At 49.3% G+C, this 17,833-nt stretch carries 22 protein-coding genes; 16 read left to right on the top strand and 6 right to left on the bottom strand.

Going from position 1 to position 17,833, the window contains the following annotated elements; genetic code table 11:
* Window positions 1-324: 324 nt before the first annotated feature.
* The 3 genes from rpmG to radC all read right to left on the bottom strand — a co-directional run bounded on the left by rpmG (window position 325) and on the right by radC (window position 1,727).
* Entirely contained in the window at window positions 325-492 is a 168-nt protein-coding gene (rpmG, locus tag BS640_RS13720) for a 50S ribosomal protein L33 (RefSeq protein WP_004392084.1), read from the bottom strand.
* A 16-nt stretch (window positions 493-508) separates the two neighbouring features.
* Complete coding sequence (gene rpmB, locus BS640_RS13715) at window positions 509-745, bottom strand: 50S ribosomal protein L28 (RefSeq protein ID WP_005164747.1); 237 nt, start codon at window positions 743-745, stop codon at window positions 509-511.
* 301 nt (window positions 746-1,046) lie between these two features.
* Window positions 1,047-1,727, bottom strand: coding sequence for a RadC family protein (gene radC / locus BS640_RS13710; protein WP_084912769.1), 681 nt, complete (start codon window positions 1,725-1,727; stop codon window positions 1,047-1,049).
* Between the two features lie 185 nt (window positions 1,728-1,912).
* Here radC and coaBC point away from each other — a divergent pair, with 185 nt between their 5' ends.
* From coaBC to slmA, 3 genes are all read left to right on the top strand, one after another.
* The gene (coaBC, locus tag BS640_RS13705; protein ID WP_084912768.1) at window positions 1,913-3,127 is read left to right on the top strand and encodes a bifunctional phosphopantothenoylcysteine decarboxylase/phosphopantothenate--cysteine ligase CoaBC; all 1,215 of its coding nucleotides are present in this window, start codon (window positions 1,913-1,915) and stop codon (window positions 3,125-3,127) included.
* Entirely contained in the window at window positions 3,105-3,563 is a 459-nt protein-coding gene (gene dut, locus BS640_RS13700) for a dUTP diphosphatase (RefSeq protein ID WP_038328240.1), read from the top strand. Before coaBC ends, dut begins: the two co-directional genes overlap by 23 nt.
* 230 nt (window positions 3,564-3,793) lie before the next feature.
* Entirely contained in the window at window positions 3,794-4,390 is a 597-nt protein-coding gene (gene slmA, locus BS640_RS13695; protein ID WP_017493294.1) for a nucleoid occlusion factor SlmA, read from the top strand.
* A gap of 70 nt (window positions 4,391-4,460) precedes the next feature.
* Here slmA and pyrE read toward each other — a convergent pair whose 3' ends face one another.
* Together pyrE and rph are read right to left on the bottom strand one after the other, a co-directional pair.
* Window positions 4,461-5,102, bottom strand: a complete 642-nt coding sequence (pyrE, locus tag BS640_RS13690) for an orotate phosphoribosyltransferase (RefSeq protein WP_017493293.1) — start codon at window positions 5,100-5,102, stop codon at window positions 4,461-4,463.
* Window positions 5,103-5,192: 90 nt separating this feature from the next.
* On the bottom strand, window positions 5,193-5,909 hold the full coding sequence (gene rph, locus BS640_RS13685; protein WP_017493292.1) for a ribonuclease PH: 717 nt from the start codon (window positions 5,907-5,909) through the stop codon (window positions 5,193-5,195).
* A gap of 127 nt (window positions 5,910-6,036) precedes the next feature.
* On the opposite strand from rph, the gene BS640_RS13680 reads away from it, so the two are divergent.
* The 11 genes from BS640_RS13680 (at window position 6,037) to BS640_RS13630 (ending at window position 15,261) form a co-directional block, all read left to right on the top strand.
* The gene (locus BS640_RS13680) at window positions 6,037-6,900 is read left to right on the top strand and encodes a YicC/YloC family endoribonuclease (protein ID WP_017493291.1); all 864 of its coding nucleotides are present in this window, start codon (window positions 6,037-6,039) and stop codon (window positions 6,898-6,900) included.
* Window positions 6,901-7,088: 188 nt separating this feature from the next.
* Complete coding sequence (locus BS640_RS13675) at window positions 7,089-8,351, top strand: tyrosine-type recombinase/integrase (RefSeq protein WP_084912767.1); 1,263 nt, start codon at window positions 7,089-7,091, stop codon at window positions 8,349-8,351.
* Window positions 8,352-8,353: 2 nt separating this feature from the next.
* Window positions 8,354-9,007: a hypothetical protein gene (locus tag BS640_RS13670; protein WP_084912766.1), complete on the top strand. Its 654-nt coding sequence runs from the start codon at window positions 8,354-8,356 to the stop codon at window positions 9,005-9,007.
* 274 nt (window positions 9,008-9,281) lie between these two features.
* Window positions 9,282-9,500: a helix-turn-helix transcriptional regulator gene (locus BS640_RS13665; RefSeq protein ID WP_084912787.1), complete on the top strand. Its 219-nt coding sequence runs from the start codon at window positions 9,282-9,284 to the stop codon at window positions 9,498-9,500.
* Entirely contained in the window at window positions 9,500-9,919 is a 420-nt protein-coding gene (locus tag BS640_RS13660; protein ID WP_084912765.1) for a hypothetical protein, read from the top strand. Before BS640_RS13665 ends, BS640_RS13660 begins: the two co-directional genes overlap by 1 nt.
* Window positions 9,920-9,932: 13 nt before the next feature.
* Complete coding sequence (locus BS640_RS13655) at window positions 9,933-10,523, top strand: BRO-N domain-containing protein (RefSeq protein ID WP_084912764.1); 591 nt, start codon at window positions 9,933-9,935, stop codon at window positions 10,521-10,523.
* A complete protein-coding gene (locus BS640_RS22375; protein ID WP_420916431.1) occupies window positions 10,523-11,335 on the top strand; it encodes a host cell division inhibitor Icd-like protein in 813 nt (270 codons plus the stop codon). The genes BS640_RS13655 and BS640_RS22375 overlap by 1 nt, the downstream gene beginning before the upstream one ends.
* On the top strand, window positions 11,328-11,528 hold the full coding sequence (locus BS640_RS13645; protein ID WP_084912763.1) for a hypothetical protein: 201 nt from the start codon (window positions 11,328-11,330) through the stop codon (window positions 11,526-11,528). Before BS640_RS22375 ends, BS640_RS13645 begins: the two co-directional genes overlap by 8 nt.
* Before the next feature lie 5 nt (window positions 11,529-11,533).
* Window positions 11,534-11,848, top strand: a complete 315-nt coding sequence (locus BS640_RS13640; RefSeq protein ID WP_084912762.1) for a DUF4222 domain-containing protein — start codon at window positions 11,534-11,536, stop codon at window positions 11,846-11,848.
* Window positions 11,835-14,603, top strand: a complete 2,769-nt coding sequence (locus BS640_RS13635) for a TOPRIM and DUF927 domain-containing protein (protein WP_084912761.1) — start codon at window positions 11,835-11,837, stop codon at window positions 14,601-14,603. Before BS640_RS13640 ends, BS640_RS13635 begins: the two co-directional genes overlap by 14 nt.
* A 328-nt stretch (window positions 14,604-14,931) precedes the next feature.
* Window positions 14,932-15,261: a hypothetical protein gene (locus BS640_RS13630; RefSeq protein ID WP_084912760.1), complete on the top strand. Its 330-nt coding sequence runs from the start codon at window positions 14,932-14,934 to the stop codon at window positions 15,259-15,261.
* Between the two features lie 298 nt (window positions 15,262-15,559).
* On the opposite strand, the gene BS640_RS13625 is transcribed toward BS640_RS13630, so the two are convergent.
* Window positions 15,560-16,324 (bottom strand): KilA-N domain-containing protein, encoded by a 765-nt coding sequence (locus BS640_RS13625; RefSeq protein ID WP_084912759.1) that lies wholly within the window; start codon window positions 16,322-16,324, stop codon window positions 15,560-15,562.
* A 664-nt stretch (window positions 16,325-16,988) separates the two neighbouring features.
* On the opposite strand from BS640_RS13625, the gene BS640_RS22135 reads away from it, so the two are divergent.
* The gene (locus BS640_RS22135; protein WP_169713497.1) at window positions 16,989-17,156 is read left to right on the top strand and encodes a hypothetical protein; all 168 of its coding nucleotides are present in this window, start codon (window positions 16,989-16,991) and stop codon (window positions 17,154-17,156) included.
* On the top strand, window positions 17,153-17,728 hold the full coding sequence (locus BS640_RS13615; protein ID WP_084912757.1) for a hypothetical protein: 576 nt from the start codon (window positions 17,153-17,155) through the stop codon (window positions 17,726-17,728). Before BS640_RS22135 ends, BS640_RS13615 begins: the two co-directional genes overlap by 4 nt.
* Window positions 17,729-17,833 lie beyond the last annotated feature (105 nt).

Raw genomic sequence — 17,833 nt, 5'->3', positions numbered from 1 at the left:
AATAATTCCTGAGACCGTTAATGTGCGGTGTAGTGTAGCCACAAATCTGCCGGGAGCAAATTTGAACGCTGCTTGCAGCGGCCCAAAAGGGGGGAAGCCTAAGGATGGGCTTAATAGCGCAGCTAATGCTTCAAACACAAAAGCTTTCCCCAAGGTAATTGGAGTTGTAGCCAGGCGGAAAATGAACGAGTCCCCGGGAGCTTACACAGGTAAGTGGCTGGGGTGAATGAATGTAGCCAACGAAGCTACAGCGTCAATGACGAAGGGGGAATCGCAGGTATAAAAAAACCCGGCCGGGGCCGGGTTTTTATTAATCCACTAAAATTATTTAATTTTAGCTTCTTTGTAGATCACGTGCTGGCGGACAACTGGATCGAATTTCTTCAGTTCCAATTTTTCCGGCTTAGTACGCTTGTTCTTCGTGGTGGTATAGAAGTGACCAGTACCAGCAGAAGAAACCAGCTTGATCTTCTCGCGAACACCTTTAGCCATGTTTCAGTTCCTTTCCTTAATACTTCTCACCACGGGCACGAATTTCGGCCAGGACCGTTTCGATACCCTTCTTATCAATCACGCGCATACCTTTAGCAGATACACGCAGAGTTACAAAGCGCTTCTCACCTTCAACCCAAAAACGATGGGAATGCAGGTTTGGCAGAAAACGGCGTTTGGTCGCGTTCATTGCGTGGGAACGGTTGTTACCGCTCACCGGGCGCTTGCCAGTAACTTGGCAGACTCGGGACATGTGTCTATTCTCCAAAAATCAAATCAGCTCGAGCTTCGTATAGGGTATGGCCGCCTCGTCAGGCTTTGAGAGCCCATCTCAGCAAACTCCACTGAGAACCGACTCACTGTCGTCGGGTAAAAACCATAAATCATCAGGCATAACCTTCTGCATTCAAGATGCTTTCGGGTATTGAAACCTGCTGAGATAGGCTCTTAACGCCAAACCCAAGATTCTCAAAGGTGGCGTAGTATACGCTCTAGAGCGTAAGTGCTCAAGTCCCGAACAGCTAAAGATCCCTAAGGATCTTCAAAAAATACGTCTAAAGCCAACCGCGCTCGGCAAAAGAGACCGTTTCACCCCCCCCAACCACGAAGTGATCGAGTACGCGAATGTCCAGCAGTTGGCACGTTTTTATTATCTGTTCGGTTACCCTTCTATCCGCAAAACTGGGTTCCGCTTTGCCGGATGGATGATTATGCGCCAGAATTAGCGCAGTCGCATTAACCTTCATCGCTTCGCGCACAATTTCACGCGGATGAATTTCGACGCTGCTAATGGTACCAGCAAACATCTCCTCATGGCGAATAACACGGTGTTGATTGTCGAGAAAAAGTACCAAAAAGACCTCTCTTTCACGATGCGACAGCATATTCTGCAAATATTGGCGGGTTATAGCGGGGTTAAGCAGCACATTTTCACATGCCAGCTGTCCCGCATAACGGCGCTGAGTCAGCTCGGTCACGGCAGAAAGCTGGGCATATTTTGCTGCACCCATGCCGTGAAGCCCGACAATCGACGCGTAGTCCGCCCTTAAAATCTCATAAATCGACCCAAAGTGCTCTACCAGGCTTTCGGCCAGTGCCATTACGTTCATACCCTGTACGCCGGTGTGCAAAAATATCGCCAGCAGCTCGCAGTCAGACAGGCTGGAGGCGCCAAACTCGATCAGTTTTTCTCTCGGCCCCGTCCCACTGCTCCAGATTTTATTGTGCCTTTTCATCCTCCACTCCTTGTGAGTCAGGATTGTTGCACAGCTCGATAAACACAGGACTCTCTGCGATTTAGCCCTGGGATACGTCTCGCAAAACTCAGCAAAGGCATCGCTAATAACGAAAGCGTATAGCTGTCATGAATGCGCATTATGCTAAAATACCGCCTCTTTGGACTTACAATCGGACAATCACGATGACGGGACTTTCCGGCAAACATATTGTGCTTGGCGTCAGCGGTGGTATCGCCGCCTACAAGGCACCCGAGCTGGTACGGCGCTTACGTGACCGTGGGGCAGAAGTGCGCGTGGTCATGACAGAAGCCGCCAAAGCGTTCATTACGCCACTTAGCCTTCAGGCCGTTTCAGGTTATCCCGTGTCGGACTCCCTGCTCGACCCCGCGGCAGAAGCCGCGATGGGGCATATCGAACTGGGCAAATGGGCCGACCTCGTCATTATTGCTCCCGCAACGGCCGATCTGCTGGCGCGCGTTAACGCTGGCATGGCGAACGACCTGCTGACCACGATTTGCCTGGCCACGGCTGCGCCGGTCGCAGTGGTTCCAGCAATGAACCAGCAAATGTATCGCGCGGCCATCACGCAGGAAAACCTGCAACAGCTTGTGGCACGTGGCACGCTTGTCTGGGGTCCCGATGAAGGCAGCCAGGCCTGCGGTGACGTAGGCCCGGGCCGCATGCTCGATCCCATGGTGATTGTCGCGATGGCAGGTGAGCATTTTGCGCCACGCCATGACCTGCAGCATCTTAAGATTATGGTCACCGCAGGTCCCACCCGGGAAGCGCTGGACCCAGTCCGCTATATTAGCAACCACAGCTCTGGGAAAATGGGTTTTGCCATCGCAGAGGCCGCCGCCAAGCGTGGTGCTCAGGTGACGCTCATTAGCGGTCCAGTCACGCTCCCAACGCCCGCAAACGTTGAAAGAACCGACGTCACCACGGCGCTCGAAATGCAGGCTGCGGTCAACAATAGCGTCGCCTCACAGCATATTTTTATCTCCTGCGCGGCGGTGGCAGACTATCGTGCTATGGCGATTGCCGATGAAAAAATTAAAAAACAGGGTGATGAAATCACTCTGAAAATGATCAAGAACCCTGATATTGTCGCCGGGGTTGCAGCCATGAAAGAACATCGGCCGTATGTTGTTGGGTTTGCCGCCGAAACCCAGAATGTGGAAGAATACGCCCAACAGAAACGAATCAGGAAGAATCTCGACCTGATTTGCGCAAATGATGTATCACTTGCCGGGCATGGTTTTAATAGCAATACCAATGCTTTGCATCTTTTTTGGCAAAATGGAAATCTGCGTTTACCTCTCAGCGATAAACAGCAGCTTGGCCAGGCTTTACTAAACGAGATTGTCAGCCGTTATGATGAAAAAAATCGACATTAAGATTCTTGATTCGCGCATTGGTAAGGAATTTCCTTTACCGACTTATGCCACACCGGGTTCTGCAGGCTTAGATTTACGCGCCGTATTGGATACCGCAGTTGAACTGCGTCCGGGCGAAACCACCCTGCTGCCTACCGGCCTTGCCATTCACATCGGCGATGCCAATCTGGCTGCAGTTATCCTCCCACGCTCTGGTCTGGGCCATAAGCACGGTGTGGTATTGGGTAACCTGGTTGGCCTCATCGACTCCGATTATCAGGGGCAACTGATGGTGTCAGTCTGGAACCGCGGTCAAACCACTTTTACCATTGAGCCAGGCGAGCGCATTGCCCAGATGGTATTCGTTCCTGTTGTGCAGGCTGAATTTAATCTGGTTGAAGACTTTACCAGCAGCGAACGCGGCGAAGGTGGCTTTGGTCACTCAGGACGCCAGTAAGAATCTGTTCAACATCGCGGTGCAGGGCCGCAGGATATTGAACAGATCCTTATTTATATCAAACCGATACAATAAAAACTCAATGATACCCCACCGCTTTTGAATAGCAGGGCATCGCCCGTTGCTGCGCGAAAGACCAAGGTTCAATAAGCCGCGAAATTTCTCGATTACGCGGCAATTGTTCGGTTTTTAATATATTTGAGCCGTTTTTAGCAAGGGTCTATTCAGACATGGCAGAAAAAGAAAATACTAAAAGGAACCGGCGCGAGGAGATTTTGCAGGCGTTAGCACAAATGCTTCAGTCCAGCGATGGCAGCCAGCGTATTACTACGGCCAAGCTTGCCGCCAACGTCGGCGTTTCCGAGGCTGCACTTTATCGCCATTTTCCTAGCAAAACGCGGATGTTTGACAGTCTGATCGAGTTTATTGAAGACAGTTTGATCACCCGAATCAACCTTATCCTGCAGGATGAGAAAGAGACCCTAAATAGGCTTCGTCTCATTCTTCTGCTGATACTGGGTTTTGCTGAACGTAATCCGGGCCTGACCCGTATTATGACCGGGCATGCGTTAATGTTTGAACAAGACCGCTTGCAGGGACGCATTAATCAGCTTTTTGAGCGTATTGAAGTTCAGCTACGTCAGGTCTTACGCGAAAAGAAAATGCGCGAAGGTAGCGGATTCAGCACCGACGAAACGCTGCTCGCCAGCCAGCTGTTGGCATTTTGTGAAGGGCTGCTGTCGCGTTTTGTCCGTTCGGAATTCAAATATCGCCCGACGCAGGACTTCGACACCCGCTGGCCGCTGATTGCCGCGCAGCTGGTATAGCCTCAACGTCACAGACATAAAGCAAAAAAGGGCCATTGGCCCTTTTCTTTTGCATCCTTTTCAGACGCAATTAGATGCCGTACTGCTGGCGATAAGCGCGAACCGCTGCCAGATGGTCAGCCATCTCCGCCTTCTCTTCCAGATAATCAATCAGATCAGCCAGCGTGATGATAGAAATCACTTTGCAGCCGTAGTCGCGTTCAACTTCCTGAATAGCCGAAATATCGGCACGGCCGCGTTCCTGACGGTCCAGAGAAATAAGCACACCGGCCAGAGATGCATTGTTCGCGTTGATAATTTCCATCGATTCACGGATTGCCGTACCGGCGGTTATCACGTCATCTACCAACATGACTTTACCCTGCAACGGGCTGCCTACCAACGTGCCGCCTTCGCCGTGGTCTTTTGCTTCCTTGCGGTTAAAGCAGTAAGGCACGTCGCGCTCATGCTGCTCGGCCAACGCCACAACGGTGGTGGTCGCGATAGGAATGCCTTTATAAGCCGGGCCAAACACCAGATCGAAGTCGATGCCTGAATCAATCAGGGCTTCGGCGTAGAAACGGCCGAGCAAAGCCAGGTCGCGACCGGTGTTAAACAGGCCTGCGTTAAAAAAGTAGGGGCTGATACGGCCAGACTTCAGGGTAAATTCGCCGAATTTCAAAACCTGCTTGTTCAGTGCAAACTCAATAAACTCGCGCTGGTAGGCTTTCATAGGTGCTTTTCCTCGTGTTCTTTAATCTTCTTACTGGCCTGAGGGCCATATACAAAAAAGGCGACTTAAAAATAAAGTCGCCTTAAATAATTACTCTCCCAGAACCGCCTTCTGCGCCTGGAAGATAGTATCGATACCCCCTCGAGCGAGGGTCAGCAAGCTCAGCAACTCTTCGTGGCTGAACGGCTCGCCTTCTGCGGTGCCCTGGACTTCGATCATACGACCGTCTTCCATCATCACCACGTTCATATCGGTTTCAGCGGCGGAGTCTTCAACGTATTCCAGGTCGCACAGCGCTTCACCGTTTACGATACCAACGGAAACCGCAGCCACTAAACCTTTCATCGGGTTAGCTTTGAGTTTGCCCGCGGCGACCAGTGCGTTTAAGGCATCGGCCAGTGCAACACAGGCACCTGAGATTGAAGCAGTACGCGTACCCCCGTCAGCCTGCAGGACGTCGCAGTCCAGCGTGATGGTGAACTCACCGAGTTTTTTCAGATCAACCGCCGCACGCAGAGAGCGGGCAATCAGACGTTGAATCTCCAGAGTACGGCCACCCTGTTTGCCTTTCGCCGCTTCACGCGGGTTACGGCTGTGGGTAGAACGCGGAAGCATGCCGTATTCGGCGGTGATCCAACCTTGTCCCTGACCTTTCAGAAAGCGAGGAACCCCTTCTTCAACAGTCGCGGTGCAAAGGACTTTGGTGTCACCAAATTCAACCAAAACAGAACCTTCAGCGTGTTTTGTGTAGTTTCTGGTCAGGGTAAGTGGGCGCACTTGTTGTGCATTTCGGCCTGCTGGACGCATGGGGTAATTCTCCGGCTCGCAAATCATAGATGGCTGCGCATTATACGGGCTTCGTGAGGTAATGCCTATCATGACGGGTGCAGCGAGGCTATAATCCTTGCATCTTTACATTAACAGGTACACAGACATGATCCGTAGTATGACCGCTTATGCCCGACGTGAAATCAAGGGTAACTGGGGAAGCGCAGCGTGGGAACTTCGCTCCGTTAACCAGCGTTATCTTGAAACCTATATCCGTCTGCCCGAGCAGTTTCGCAGTCTGGAGCCGGTTATTCGTGAACGCGTTCGCGCCCGTCTGACGCGTGGCAAGGTGGAATGCAACCTTCGTTTCGACCTCGACCCTAGCGCGCAGGGCACCCTGCAGCTCAACGAAAAGCTGGCTAAACAGCTGGTTGAAGCCGCGCAATGGGTCAAGATGCAGAGCGATGAAGGCGAGATTAATCCGCTGGACGTGCTCCGCTGGCCGGGCGTGATGGTTGCCGAAGAGCAAGATTTGGATGCTATCAGCAATGAGCTGCTGGTTGCGCTGGACCGCGCGCTGGACGACTTTATTCTGGCCCGTGAAAGCGAAGGTGCGTCACTGAAGACCCTGATTGAGCAACGCCTTGATGGCGTGAGTGCCGAAGTGGTGAAGGTCCGCGCCCAGATGCCAAACGTCTTACTGTGGCAGCGCGAACGTCTGGTCAGCAAACTGGAAGACGCGCAGGTTCAGCTTGAAAACAACCGTCTGGAGCAGGAACTGGTGCTGATGGCGCAGCGTGTTGACGTTGCCGAAGAGCTCGATCGTCTCGAGGCTCACGTTAAAGAAACGCATAAAATCCTCAAGAAAGAGGAAGCCGTTGGCCGCCGTCTAGACTTCATGATGCAGGAGTTCAACCGCGAGTCGAATACCTTGGCGTCCAAATCTATTAATTCTGACGTGACCACCTCAGCCATCGAGCTGAAGGTGCTTATCGAGCAGATGCGAGAACAGATTCAGAATATCGAGTAAACATTCAGGAACTATCACAAAGACGCAAAAAACCAATAAGCTCGCCATATGGCGGGCTTTTTTATTATCAGGAGCTATCATAAAGACGCATTAAAGCGCATGATTATGATGTACACAAAGGTGTACCCAAAGCGTTTTAGGTACATCACTTTGGGTACACCCCCCTATTCAATGTTTAGGTAGTCGTTATGGCAAAACTTACAGACATGCAGATCCGGGCGTGGATAAAGGCCGGGGAGCGTTTCGAAGGCCGGGCAGATGGCAATGGGCTGTACCTGCGACACAGAGAAGCAGACAGATCACCTACATGGCGTTTTCGCTATAAGTTCTCGGGGAAGTCCCGCGCCATGCTCATGGGTTCATACTCTGAGATATCACTGTCCAAAGCCCGTGAAATGGCCAAAGAGCTATCAGCACGTGTTTCACTGGGATATGACGTAGCCGGGGAGAAACAGGAGCGGAAGGCCGAAGCCTTAGCGAAGATAGAGGCTGAGAAAAATGCCATGCGTGTTTCAGAGCTGGCCTCTGAATACTTTGAGCGCCAGATCCTGCCACGCTGGAAACACCCGGATATATTGCGCCGTCGCATCGACAAAGACATAAACCCGCATGTCGGTAATATGAAAGTTGAGGACGTGAAGCCGCGCCATATTGACGACATGCTCAAAGCTATCGTTGACCGCGGAGCGCCTACCATAGCAACTGACGTTCTCCGCTGGACGCGACGCATATTCGATTACGGTATCAAACGGCATGCGTTAGAAATTAATCCGTGCTCGGCGTTTGAGGTGTCCGATGCTGGTGGCAAAGAGGTGAGCCGTGACCGGTGGTTAACTCGCGATGAGCTAATCCGCCTGTTTGCCGGCATGCAGACCGCAAAAGGGTTTAGCCGGCAGAATGAAATCACGTTTAAATTACTACTGACGCTTTGCGTACGCAAAATGGAATTGTGCGCCGCGCGCTGGGAAGAATTCGACTTGGACAGTGCAATATGGCACTTACCCGAGGAACGCAGCAAAAACGGTGACGCAATAGACATTCCCTTACCCCCACCAGCAGTTGGATGGCTGAGAGAGCTACACACATTCTCTTGCAACAGCAAATGGGTACTACCAGCCAGGAAGATGCAAAACAGAATGATCCCACACATTCAGGAAAGCACTTTACCAGTGGCCCTGGCTAAAGTTCGAGCCGAGCTACCGGATGTGCCAAATTTTACCATTCACGATTTTCGGCGCACTGCTCGCACGCACCTAGCAGCTATAGGCATTGATCCGGTTGTGGCTGAACGTTGCCTAAACCATCGCATTCGAGGGGTTGAGGGGATTTATAACCGTCACCAGTATTTTGATGAGCGCAAAACGGCTCTTGCACAATGGGCAGAATTGTTGGTGGCATTGGAAAGCGGTGATGATTACAACGTTACTCCTTTAAAAATTAAACAGGTTTAATAATGAAATTGCTTGGAAAAAACATGTTTGAACGCCTGACATCTCAAAGGCTCGTTACCATTACTGAGGTTGTTAACGCTCTTTATGGAATTAATCCAAATACAAAAACCAAGCAATTACCGCCTGAAATTTCTGAGGAGGCCCAAGATATAAGGAAGGCAATTTTAAGAAATATCAGCACCCTGTCTGAAAGAAAAATTTCTATTTCAGAAGAGTTAGACGCTGATTATGTTTTTGGTGCTTCATATCAATTTCTCAGTAAGGGCATTACACCAGATGAAGTTATAGCGCGAGTGGATGAAGCAATACTTGCACTCCTAAATTCAAATGGCTGGGAAAATAAAATGCTGGCTTTCGGTGGCCGGTCTCTCGTCGAAGAGATGTCAAAATCGAGGAAGTCCGGTAGAGGTGCTCACAGAGTTAACGACGAGCAAAAAAGTACAGATAAAACACTGGCATTGTTGATCATGCTTTTGACTGAAAAACATCCTAGTAAGAAATACGGGTCACCGAAAAAACCAAAAATAAGTGAAATTTATTCAGACCTTGAATCGATGGCTAACACTTGGAACATCTCAGATAAAGGTATAAAGAAATCAACATTCTACAATAAAATTAAATTTGCACTGAGTTCTGTAAGTTCAAACGATGACTGAGTTTTTGATGAAGACGGTTTTCGTAACTAAAGGATTTTATTGATATCTATTCGATACTTAATAAGTATCGAATAAGTACATCACTTAAAAAATAAATCATTAAATACAATGAATTACAATAAATAGCATGGGAATGGAAGCTACATTTTTTCAATGGAAATAGCTTATTTTAATAGAAAATCAATTTCTTTTAATAGATTCTTTTCTTAATAGAAATTATGAATATCAAGAGTTTAGTATTGCCATAACACTTTACGACATGGCAAAACAATCTATGAAAGCACAAAATCACTCACTATCTGCCCTCCCAACCACAGGCATGATCCGGCCAAAAAATTTGGCCTTGCTGTTAGGTATCAGCGAATCGACTATATGGCGCAAGGTTAAAAATGGCACACTCCCGCGGCCAATCAAGTTATCAGAACGTGTTTCGGCGTTTGATGCGATAGAGATTAATCACTGGCTGGTGGAGTGTCGCGGAGAGACTTTGTAATGCCTAAAAATACTCACAGCGAGGCAGGCATTATCGAACAGGTTAGCACCAAAGCTAATGCCGCAATTCCCATTACCAAGCCAGCGCCAAAGAAGCACCGCGCACGCTGCTTCATGATGCGCACTGGAGTTGAGGGCTGGACTGAAAACGACATTCTCCGCTATTGCCGCTTATCGTCTGGGCGTAACTACGCTACCGAGCTGGAACGCCGCCTTGATATTCAGCTTGAGCGTATTGACGAGAAGAACACAGACGGCATCGGCTCACATCTTCGCTATCGCTTCTCCTGCAGTGCTGATGTGATGCTAGTAATCCAATTGGTCAGCCGCAACGCTGCTACTGGTGGCTATCGTGGGCTATCACAAGCTGAAATCAGCGACATCCTCTCACTCTACCCAGACGCCTTTACCGCCGCCTAACGGAGCCTAACAAATGAAAATCGAAAAAAGCAGATTAACTTCTGAGGCCACCCCTCAGCCATCCACCAGCCCGAACGGTATTTTCAACGCTGATGAAGGTGATATTTCGGTGATTAAATTCGAAGGTCAATCTGTCCGCATCGTGAATGTTTACGGTGAGCCGTGGTTCGTTGCTAAAGACATTTGCGAGGCATTGGGAATTACCAACTCACGCGACGCCTTAAAATCCCTCGATGGTGACGAAAAGAATACCGTAGCTTTAACCTACGGTAATCGTGGCAACCCAAATCACGGTGTTGTAGCAGAGTCAGGATTTTACAAACTCATTGCACGCAGCCGTAAAGCCACAACGCCCGGCACATTCGCTCACCGGTTCACTAACTGGGTATTCCGCGACGTGATCCCATCTATTCGTAAGACTGGCGCATATGGCGTGCCGTTCGCCTTTCTGAATGACCATAGCAAACGCAAAGCAGCCTATATCCACAAGGCCAGTAAGCGCGGTTCAGATCTTCAATCTTGTAAGACCGAAAAAGCCCGACTTACAGCAGAAGAGGCCGAACTCTGGCGCAAGTATCAGCCAAGATTGCTGGAGGTTCACTAATGAATGCCGCCCAGAAAGCAGCCTTTTTGTTGGCTGGAAACTTAACAATACTTAACATTCAGAACCGGTCAAAATCTGACATGGAATTTAATTTTGGTGCCTGGGTGCGAGGACTGGAAGGTTTTTCTGACATTACAACGCGAGGCGGTAAATTTTTCCAGGCCATAAAACAGGGCCGTGTATCTGGCACGGCTCCAAGCAGAGGTGAAGATACAAGTCAGTCTGTATTTACTTCTATTTTTGCTGTACGCCGCTGGCGGCGCTTGATTTCACTTTTAGCAGCCGCTATCAAAAAACCTGCCGTGCTTTCGCCTTCGTCTTTTAATTTTTCGATCTCTTCTAAGTCAGTCAAAGGAAGTCTGACTGAAACTTGTAGTGAACGATTGTTTTTCCTACCTGTTGCCATTACTGATGCTCCTGTCTTTAGGTGGTGTTCAGTATACACAGGAAAATTATTCGTAAAAGCCTTGAGGTGGTGTTCACCATGTTATACATTGGTGGTGTTCACCTTGTCCACAGGTAAAGAACAGGTAATCCACAAAATAGCGAAGCCCGGCAGTGCGTCAACACTAACCGGGCCTCTTACCAAACCGTTATATGAGGTAACAGTTATGGCTGACTCACAGCATACCCAAACTCGCCCCAAATTTCAGTACCGCTTTTTAGCACTGGATCGAGCTAATCGCCGGGCAACTCCCTGCCGCCTCACAGTAGAGGCCAGTACCGAGCATGAAGCCCGCCTGATTTTGTGCGCTCACTTTATCTTGTCTCTTGCCGCACGTTTGCCTGTTAGTGGGAGTGCACATGAATAACTCGATCCCGATGATTAACGTTGATTTACCCCTTTCATCTGATTTTTCCGGACGGATTTTGCTTTACTTAGAAGGTGGCCATGTAGTTGCAAACAAGCCTGTGCTTGAAGATGAAATGGTGGGTTCCGTCGAGCTTTTCACGCAGTTACTCCAGCGTGCCGGATATCGTGTAGAAGCCAACTGCAAGGAATAAAAATAATGAAACCATTAAATACCAGGCTGATATCTGGGGGATCTGCTCGACCTGAGATCCGCCCCGGCGATATTTGGCAAACCAGCGCAGGCGTGAAAATCATTATTTCCAGTGTGACACCCGGGCGGGTGACTTATACCCGTGAGGGTTATGAACATCCCTGCATTTCGCCGGTGGAGAATTTCTATCGTGCCTATTTTCCAGTTAAACCGGGCGCTATGACGGCCTGGTGTCAGGAAAATAATCCATTGGAGAAAGTGAAGAAATTAAAGGCACTCATCCAGGCGAAGCAAGAGGGTAACAAAAGTGCGAAATATTGACCTCATCCGCGAAGTTACCGTTGCCGCCGCCGGGCGCTGGCCTGACGTGCTGTCACTGGCGGGCATTACCGTGCCCAAGTCTGCGCGGCAGCATGCGGCCTGCCCGGCATGCGGCGGCAATGACCGCTTTCGATTCGACGACAACGGACGCGGTAGCCACTTCTGCAACCAATGTGGTGCCGGTGACGGCCTTGACCTGGTGAAAAAGGTGAATCACTGCGATACCACCGAAGCGGCGCAGATACTGGCGGGCGTGATGGGTATTGATTACCGGGCAATTGAAATTAATCCCGAAGCAGCCAGCCAACGGCGAGAGCAATTGGTGACCGAACGCCAGCAGCGGGAGCAGGAGCGCCACCAGCAATCCGTAGCCGATGATGCACGCCGCCGGCAAACTTTTCAGCACAAGTATCAGGCATTGGCCGTGCAGGCTCAGCCAGGTGAAAGCGCATACCTCACCGCTAAAGGGCTGACGGGCTTCCCGTTCCCCATTATGGATGACGGTGCTCTGCTGCTGACGTTGGTCAATGAGTCCGGCACCATTGCCGCCGCGCAGACCATCACCGCCAATGGTGTGAAAAATCTGGTATTCGGTTCAGCCAAGCACGGGGCATACCACGCCGTAAACGCGCCTGAGCACCCGCAGGGCATCATTATCACCGAAGGGCTGGCAACGGCCCTCACCTTGAGCCTGATGCGTCCCGATGCGCTCACCGTGGCCGCCATTGATGCCGGTAATCAGTTACCCGTGGCCGAGCTGATGCGTCGCCGCCATCCCGATGTGGGGATCATCATCGCGGCAGACAATGATTGGCATTATCCAGGAGAGTTGGATAAGCGCGGGAAGCCAAAAGTTAACACCGGCCGCATTCAAGCTGAGAAAGCGGCTTTATCCGTGGCTGGCGGCGTATCGCTGCCACCGACAGAGCATAAAGCCGATTGGGACGATTACCGGCAGCACAACGGCGTACAAGCCGCGGCACGGGCATTCCATGATTCGATATATCAACCACAGGGTACAAACGTGAAACCACAGCTACAGGCCATCGACGGCGGTAAAAAGCCTGGGCAAAAAGATGACCTCCTCAAGCCCCGAGTGGAAAGCCGTAAGGACGGCGTGTTTTGGGTATCACCTAAGGTTGATAAAGAAACCGGCGATGTCATCAATAACGAAAGCTGGCTCAGTTCTCCGCTGGCGGTGGTCGGTATTGGTGAAGACGACAGCGAGCGTTATTTGGTCCTGAGCTGGAAACCGGAGGGCAATCAGCGTAACCGTATTGAGGCGGTACCCATGCGCGATATAGGCGAGCGTGAAGGCTGGGCAAAACTTCGTGCCGGTGGTCTGTCTATCACGGCAAAAAGCAGCCTAAGGGCGATTCTGGCCGATCACCTGCAACTTAGCGGTAATCGTGAGATGTGGGCCATTGCTGGCGCAACAGGCTGGCAGTGCGGGGCTTATATCATGTCTGACGGTGAGGTTATCGGAGAGCCGCTTACACCCGTCCTTTTCAATGGGCGTTCCGCTGCGGCTAAAGGGTACACCGTGAAGGGAACCGCTGATAGCTGGCGTGAGAGCGTTGCCAGGCTGGCGCAGGGCAACCCATCAATGATGCTGGGCATTGCCTGTGCGCTTGCCGCCCCGTTGATCGGTATTGCAGGTGCTGAGGGTTTCGGCGTTCATTTGTTTGGTGGTTCATCCGCAGGTAAAACGACTACCGGTAATGCCGCCAGTACCGTTTACGGTGAGCCTGACGCACTGAAACTTACCTGGTACTCAACCGCGCTAGGGTTAGTGAACGAGGCAGCGGCGCACAATGATGGTTTTATGCCTCTGGATGAAATAGGACAGGGAAGCAATCGCCGCGCGGTCGCAGATGCTGCCTATGCCCTGTTCAATGGCGTGGGTAAGATCCAGGGAGCCAAAGAAGGCGGCAACCGTGATGTAAAGCGCTGGCGGGCTATGGCATTCAGCACCGGTGAAATTGATATGGAAAGCTATATCCGGGCAGATGGGGGCAAAGTGAATGCCGGTCAACTGGTGCGATTGCTGAATGTCCCGATCAGCAAAGCGATGGTGTTCCACGGATTGCCAGACGGTAAATCTCACGCAGATGCCATGCGGGATGCCAGTAAATCGAATTATGGCGCCGTGGGGCGTGAATGGATTAAACAACTCGCCAGCCAGAAAGAGGCCTCAGCCGAAGCGGTACGGGTTGCCGAACGGCGCTGGCTGGGACTGCTGCCCGAGGAGGCCAGCGAACAAGTGCGCCGCGTCGCTTCGAGGTTTGCCGTGCTGGAAGGGGCGCTAATTCTTTCCCTGCAGCTTACCGGTTGGGATGCTCAGGAATGCCGTGACGCACTCCAGCATAGTTTTAACGCATGGGTAAATGAGTTCGGCATGGGGAACAGGGAGTCGAAAGCGTGGGTAGAGCAGACAGAATCATTCCTGCAGCGTTTTGGGTACAGCCGTTATTTGCCACACCCTAATGCCGACCCGCGTGATCTCCCTATAAAAGACCTGGCCGGATACCGGGTAAAAAAACCTGACGGTGAAACGTTGGTCTTCCACACCTTCCCTGCAGTCTTTAACGACGAAATTGCCACAGGTGCCAATGCGGCAGCTTTCGCGCAAGTGTTGGCTGATGCCGGGATGCTAGATAAGCCGGCCAAAGGTGTGACACGAAAAACATTGCGCATAGACGGGAAGCAGCCGCGCTTTGTGGTATTGATGTTACCCGAGGACGGTGAGGATTAATTTCTCATGTGAGAAAAAGTAGGTCGGTTCGGTCGGGTCAGTCGGTTCAATTTTTTAGTTCCATGATTTGTATGTGTTTATTTATTAAGATTGAACCGACCCTGAACCGACTTTAATCCGATTGAACCAACGTTGTTTAAAAATCCCTTTCCTAGCTGGTGGAGTGAACCGACTTAACATAGTGATGAACCGACCCCTAAGTCGGTTCAAAATGACAATCAATACCTATTAATATCAAAGTATTAAAAAATTGAACCGACTGACCCGACCGAACCGACCTACTTTTTCTTATATATAAGCAAATTTCTAACCGATGGATCTGAACTCAATGATAGAAGATGCACAAAAGCTCATAGAAAACTCAATTAAAGACATGCTATTAGGCAACGCCGCTTTAACCTTTCTGTTTGCCATTCCACTAGCATACATTGTTCAAAGCGGCCCCACGGTGGGGTTGTTGGGTCTCACGCTCTTTGTTACTCCCTCGATGCTCGCTGTGATTGTTTTTGTTATATCCCGTATTCACAGTTATGCAAATGTGTACTTTGAATCCAAATGGGCTAAGTGGGGCTATATCATTTACGCGCTTGTATCGACAGAGTTATTGATGATTTACTCTATTGTTCAGGTAGTAAAAATGTTGCTTAAGAGTCATTGAGGGCAGACAGATCCGCATGTACGTGTTGAACTTTCTACCTGAGGATGGCCAGCCAGATTAAGGTATATTTTATACGCACGTAGTTTAAGTGTTGGTTCAGTGATAAAGGTTTATTGATTTATATGTATTTTATTTTCAAAACTGAACCAACAGATTGCTAATTTTAATCAACATTCAAAGATGACTGTTGTTCTAGTTGGGGAATGGTGAGTTAGCTCAGTAAGTTTCTGGAAAAAAGCCGGTGTAGTCACCGGCAATGTCTGTCGAGAATATGTCGTTATAAGGATTAGTGGTTGACTCAATCAGTATCGAGATTAGGAAGCATAATTCTTTCGATTAAACTCAATGCTTTCTTATCACGTTCGGCAAAATATTTTGGCGCATATTCAGGAAGCCAAACTTCATTGAAATGGGCTTTGAAATCAGCTAAATATTCATTTGGGTAGAGCCTAACCGGAAATGTTCTACCATCGGGGTATTCGTGATCATAAGTTGGGAAGTTTTTTGGTTCCACATTTCTGTTATCTCTTAACCACTTAGAAAATACTCGACCCTGAGAAATATCGGGAACCATCTTTTCGGGAAGAGTGTATCCAGCCTGCTCTAATGGGGCAACGAGATTGAAAGTTAACTCATTGAGCATGGAGAAATGTGTGTGAGGTACCCGACCTCTATTCACCATATACCTTTTCAAATGGATAGGCAGTTCAGCAGGAGTTTTTTCTCCTGTCATCCACTCTCGAACCCAGCGAGAAACCTGAACTGCAAATTTAGGAGATAGCCATTGGGCAAGATTAATTGCAATATCAGGGTGTACCCAAGTACCCTGATTCTCCGCTCTGCCTCCTTTAAATGATTGAATTAGTTCCGATATGGGAATTCCCATATCGCTTGATAATTCATCAAAAAAATCTTGGGTACTTTTAAGTCTTGTGTAATCTGCTAAAAGTTTGTTAGCAGATTTGCACATAGCTGTCGCGTTTATATACCCATCTTTGGTGCGAAGATGAATTACCTCGCCATCAATCTCTCTAGCGATCAAAGCAAGTTGAAACTGTGTCATGTCCGATCCTTCTGCTGTGAAATTATCTTAATCTGCTGGCAACTAACTCATTACTTTAAAAAACTAAACAGACTGATTGCATATGAACGCCAGTCAAACGTCTCTTCATTCCTCACCAAAAAAATATGTTCTATCAGTTGCGCATCCTTGGAAGACATCCCATCCTGGGTTGGTTCTAATTTTTTAAACGCATTGTGGCCGCAACACAGCCATTCACATGAGAATCATCCTAACCTGGCTAAGTTACATCAGCCATCCTGATAAATTCTCAGTGTTTTATCTAAAGCTCTATGAGCACATGAGAAACATTCAGGGACATGAGGCTGTTATGTAAATTATTTAGGCTGGTGTTCCCTGGAGATGCGTGACGGTGCCATTAGATGAGCTGGATTCAGCATTTAATCCTGGCTGGCCTCACGTTCTAAATTCATCTTCAAAATGCCCATATGCTATCTATAGGCAGGAGTCGTATGTTCTGCCTAACGGGCATAATCATTGCACGCAGTGAGATCTCTACTAGCAGACGCAACATCCTTAACTGACAATCAGTAAATTCGATCCTCACCATAAAATCATTTATCCCTTTTTTTGCAATAATGATCATCATTGTTGCGATATTTGCAATTACAATGACTGCTGTATATAAAAACATGAGGGTAACGAAATGCGGCAATCGACAGTAAAACCAGTATTACTCAGTAAGCACCAGATCGACGCCATCCGGCAGATTCAGGAGCAGGAACGCGCCCATTCACAGCTCGGTGTGGCGCCATCAATTCACGTCATAGCCCGCCAGCTGATGGACAAGGCTCTGGAGGGCATGAAACGATGAGTGAGGCCGTGATTATTGAGTTCAGCAGAAAACCCTTATGGAAGCGTAGCATGGCTGTTCATGAGGCGGGACATGCGGTTGCGGCCTGGCTAAATGGCGCTATTAATATTGAAATCTCACTGGCTGATGAGTTTCGTATTGCAAAAGGCAGCAGCGGTAAAATTTCAGATGATTGCCGCGCTGTCTGCTTTCATGATACCTACAACGCGCGAACTTATATTCTTGTAGATATGATAATCCTCTTTGCTGGCGTTATGGCTGAGCACCTCTACAGTGATGAGGATCCTAAGATTTTACTCAAAAAGAGTGGCCGGGGTGATGCTGTGGATATCCAAAAGCTTTTGGATGAACACCGACAATCTGGCGCCATAGAGGATGAATGCCAGGCGCTCTATGGCCGTGCTTATTCCTTATCACTGGAGCTGGTTAAGCGATACTGGTGGGAGATTATCGCCCTGGCTAAGCTGACTGAGAATTTTAACTACATCCCGTACAATAAAATCCGCAGCCTTCTAGGTATGTTTCCTTCAATGAACCAAGGTTTTAATATTTTAAAGGAGCTGGAAGCGTGAGAAAGATGCTTGCGGCACTTATTAGCCTAGCTGACCTGCCCCCGAGATTAGATACAACCGTCAGTTAGTAATGTCGGAACCTTCACTCTCAGAATTACCCTTTCT

This window comes from Rouxiella badensis, from assembly GCF_002093665.1.
Classification (GTDB): domain Bacteria; phylum Pseudomonadota; class Gammaproteobacteria; order Enterobacterales; family Enterobacteriaceae; genus Rouxiella; species Rouxiella badensis.
Note: the sequence above shows the minus strand (reverse complement) of the source record. Positions and strands in the feature narration are given on the sequence as shown.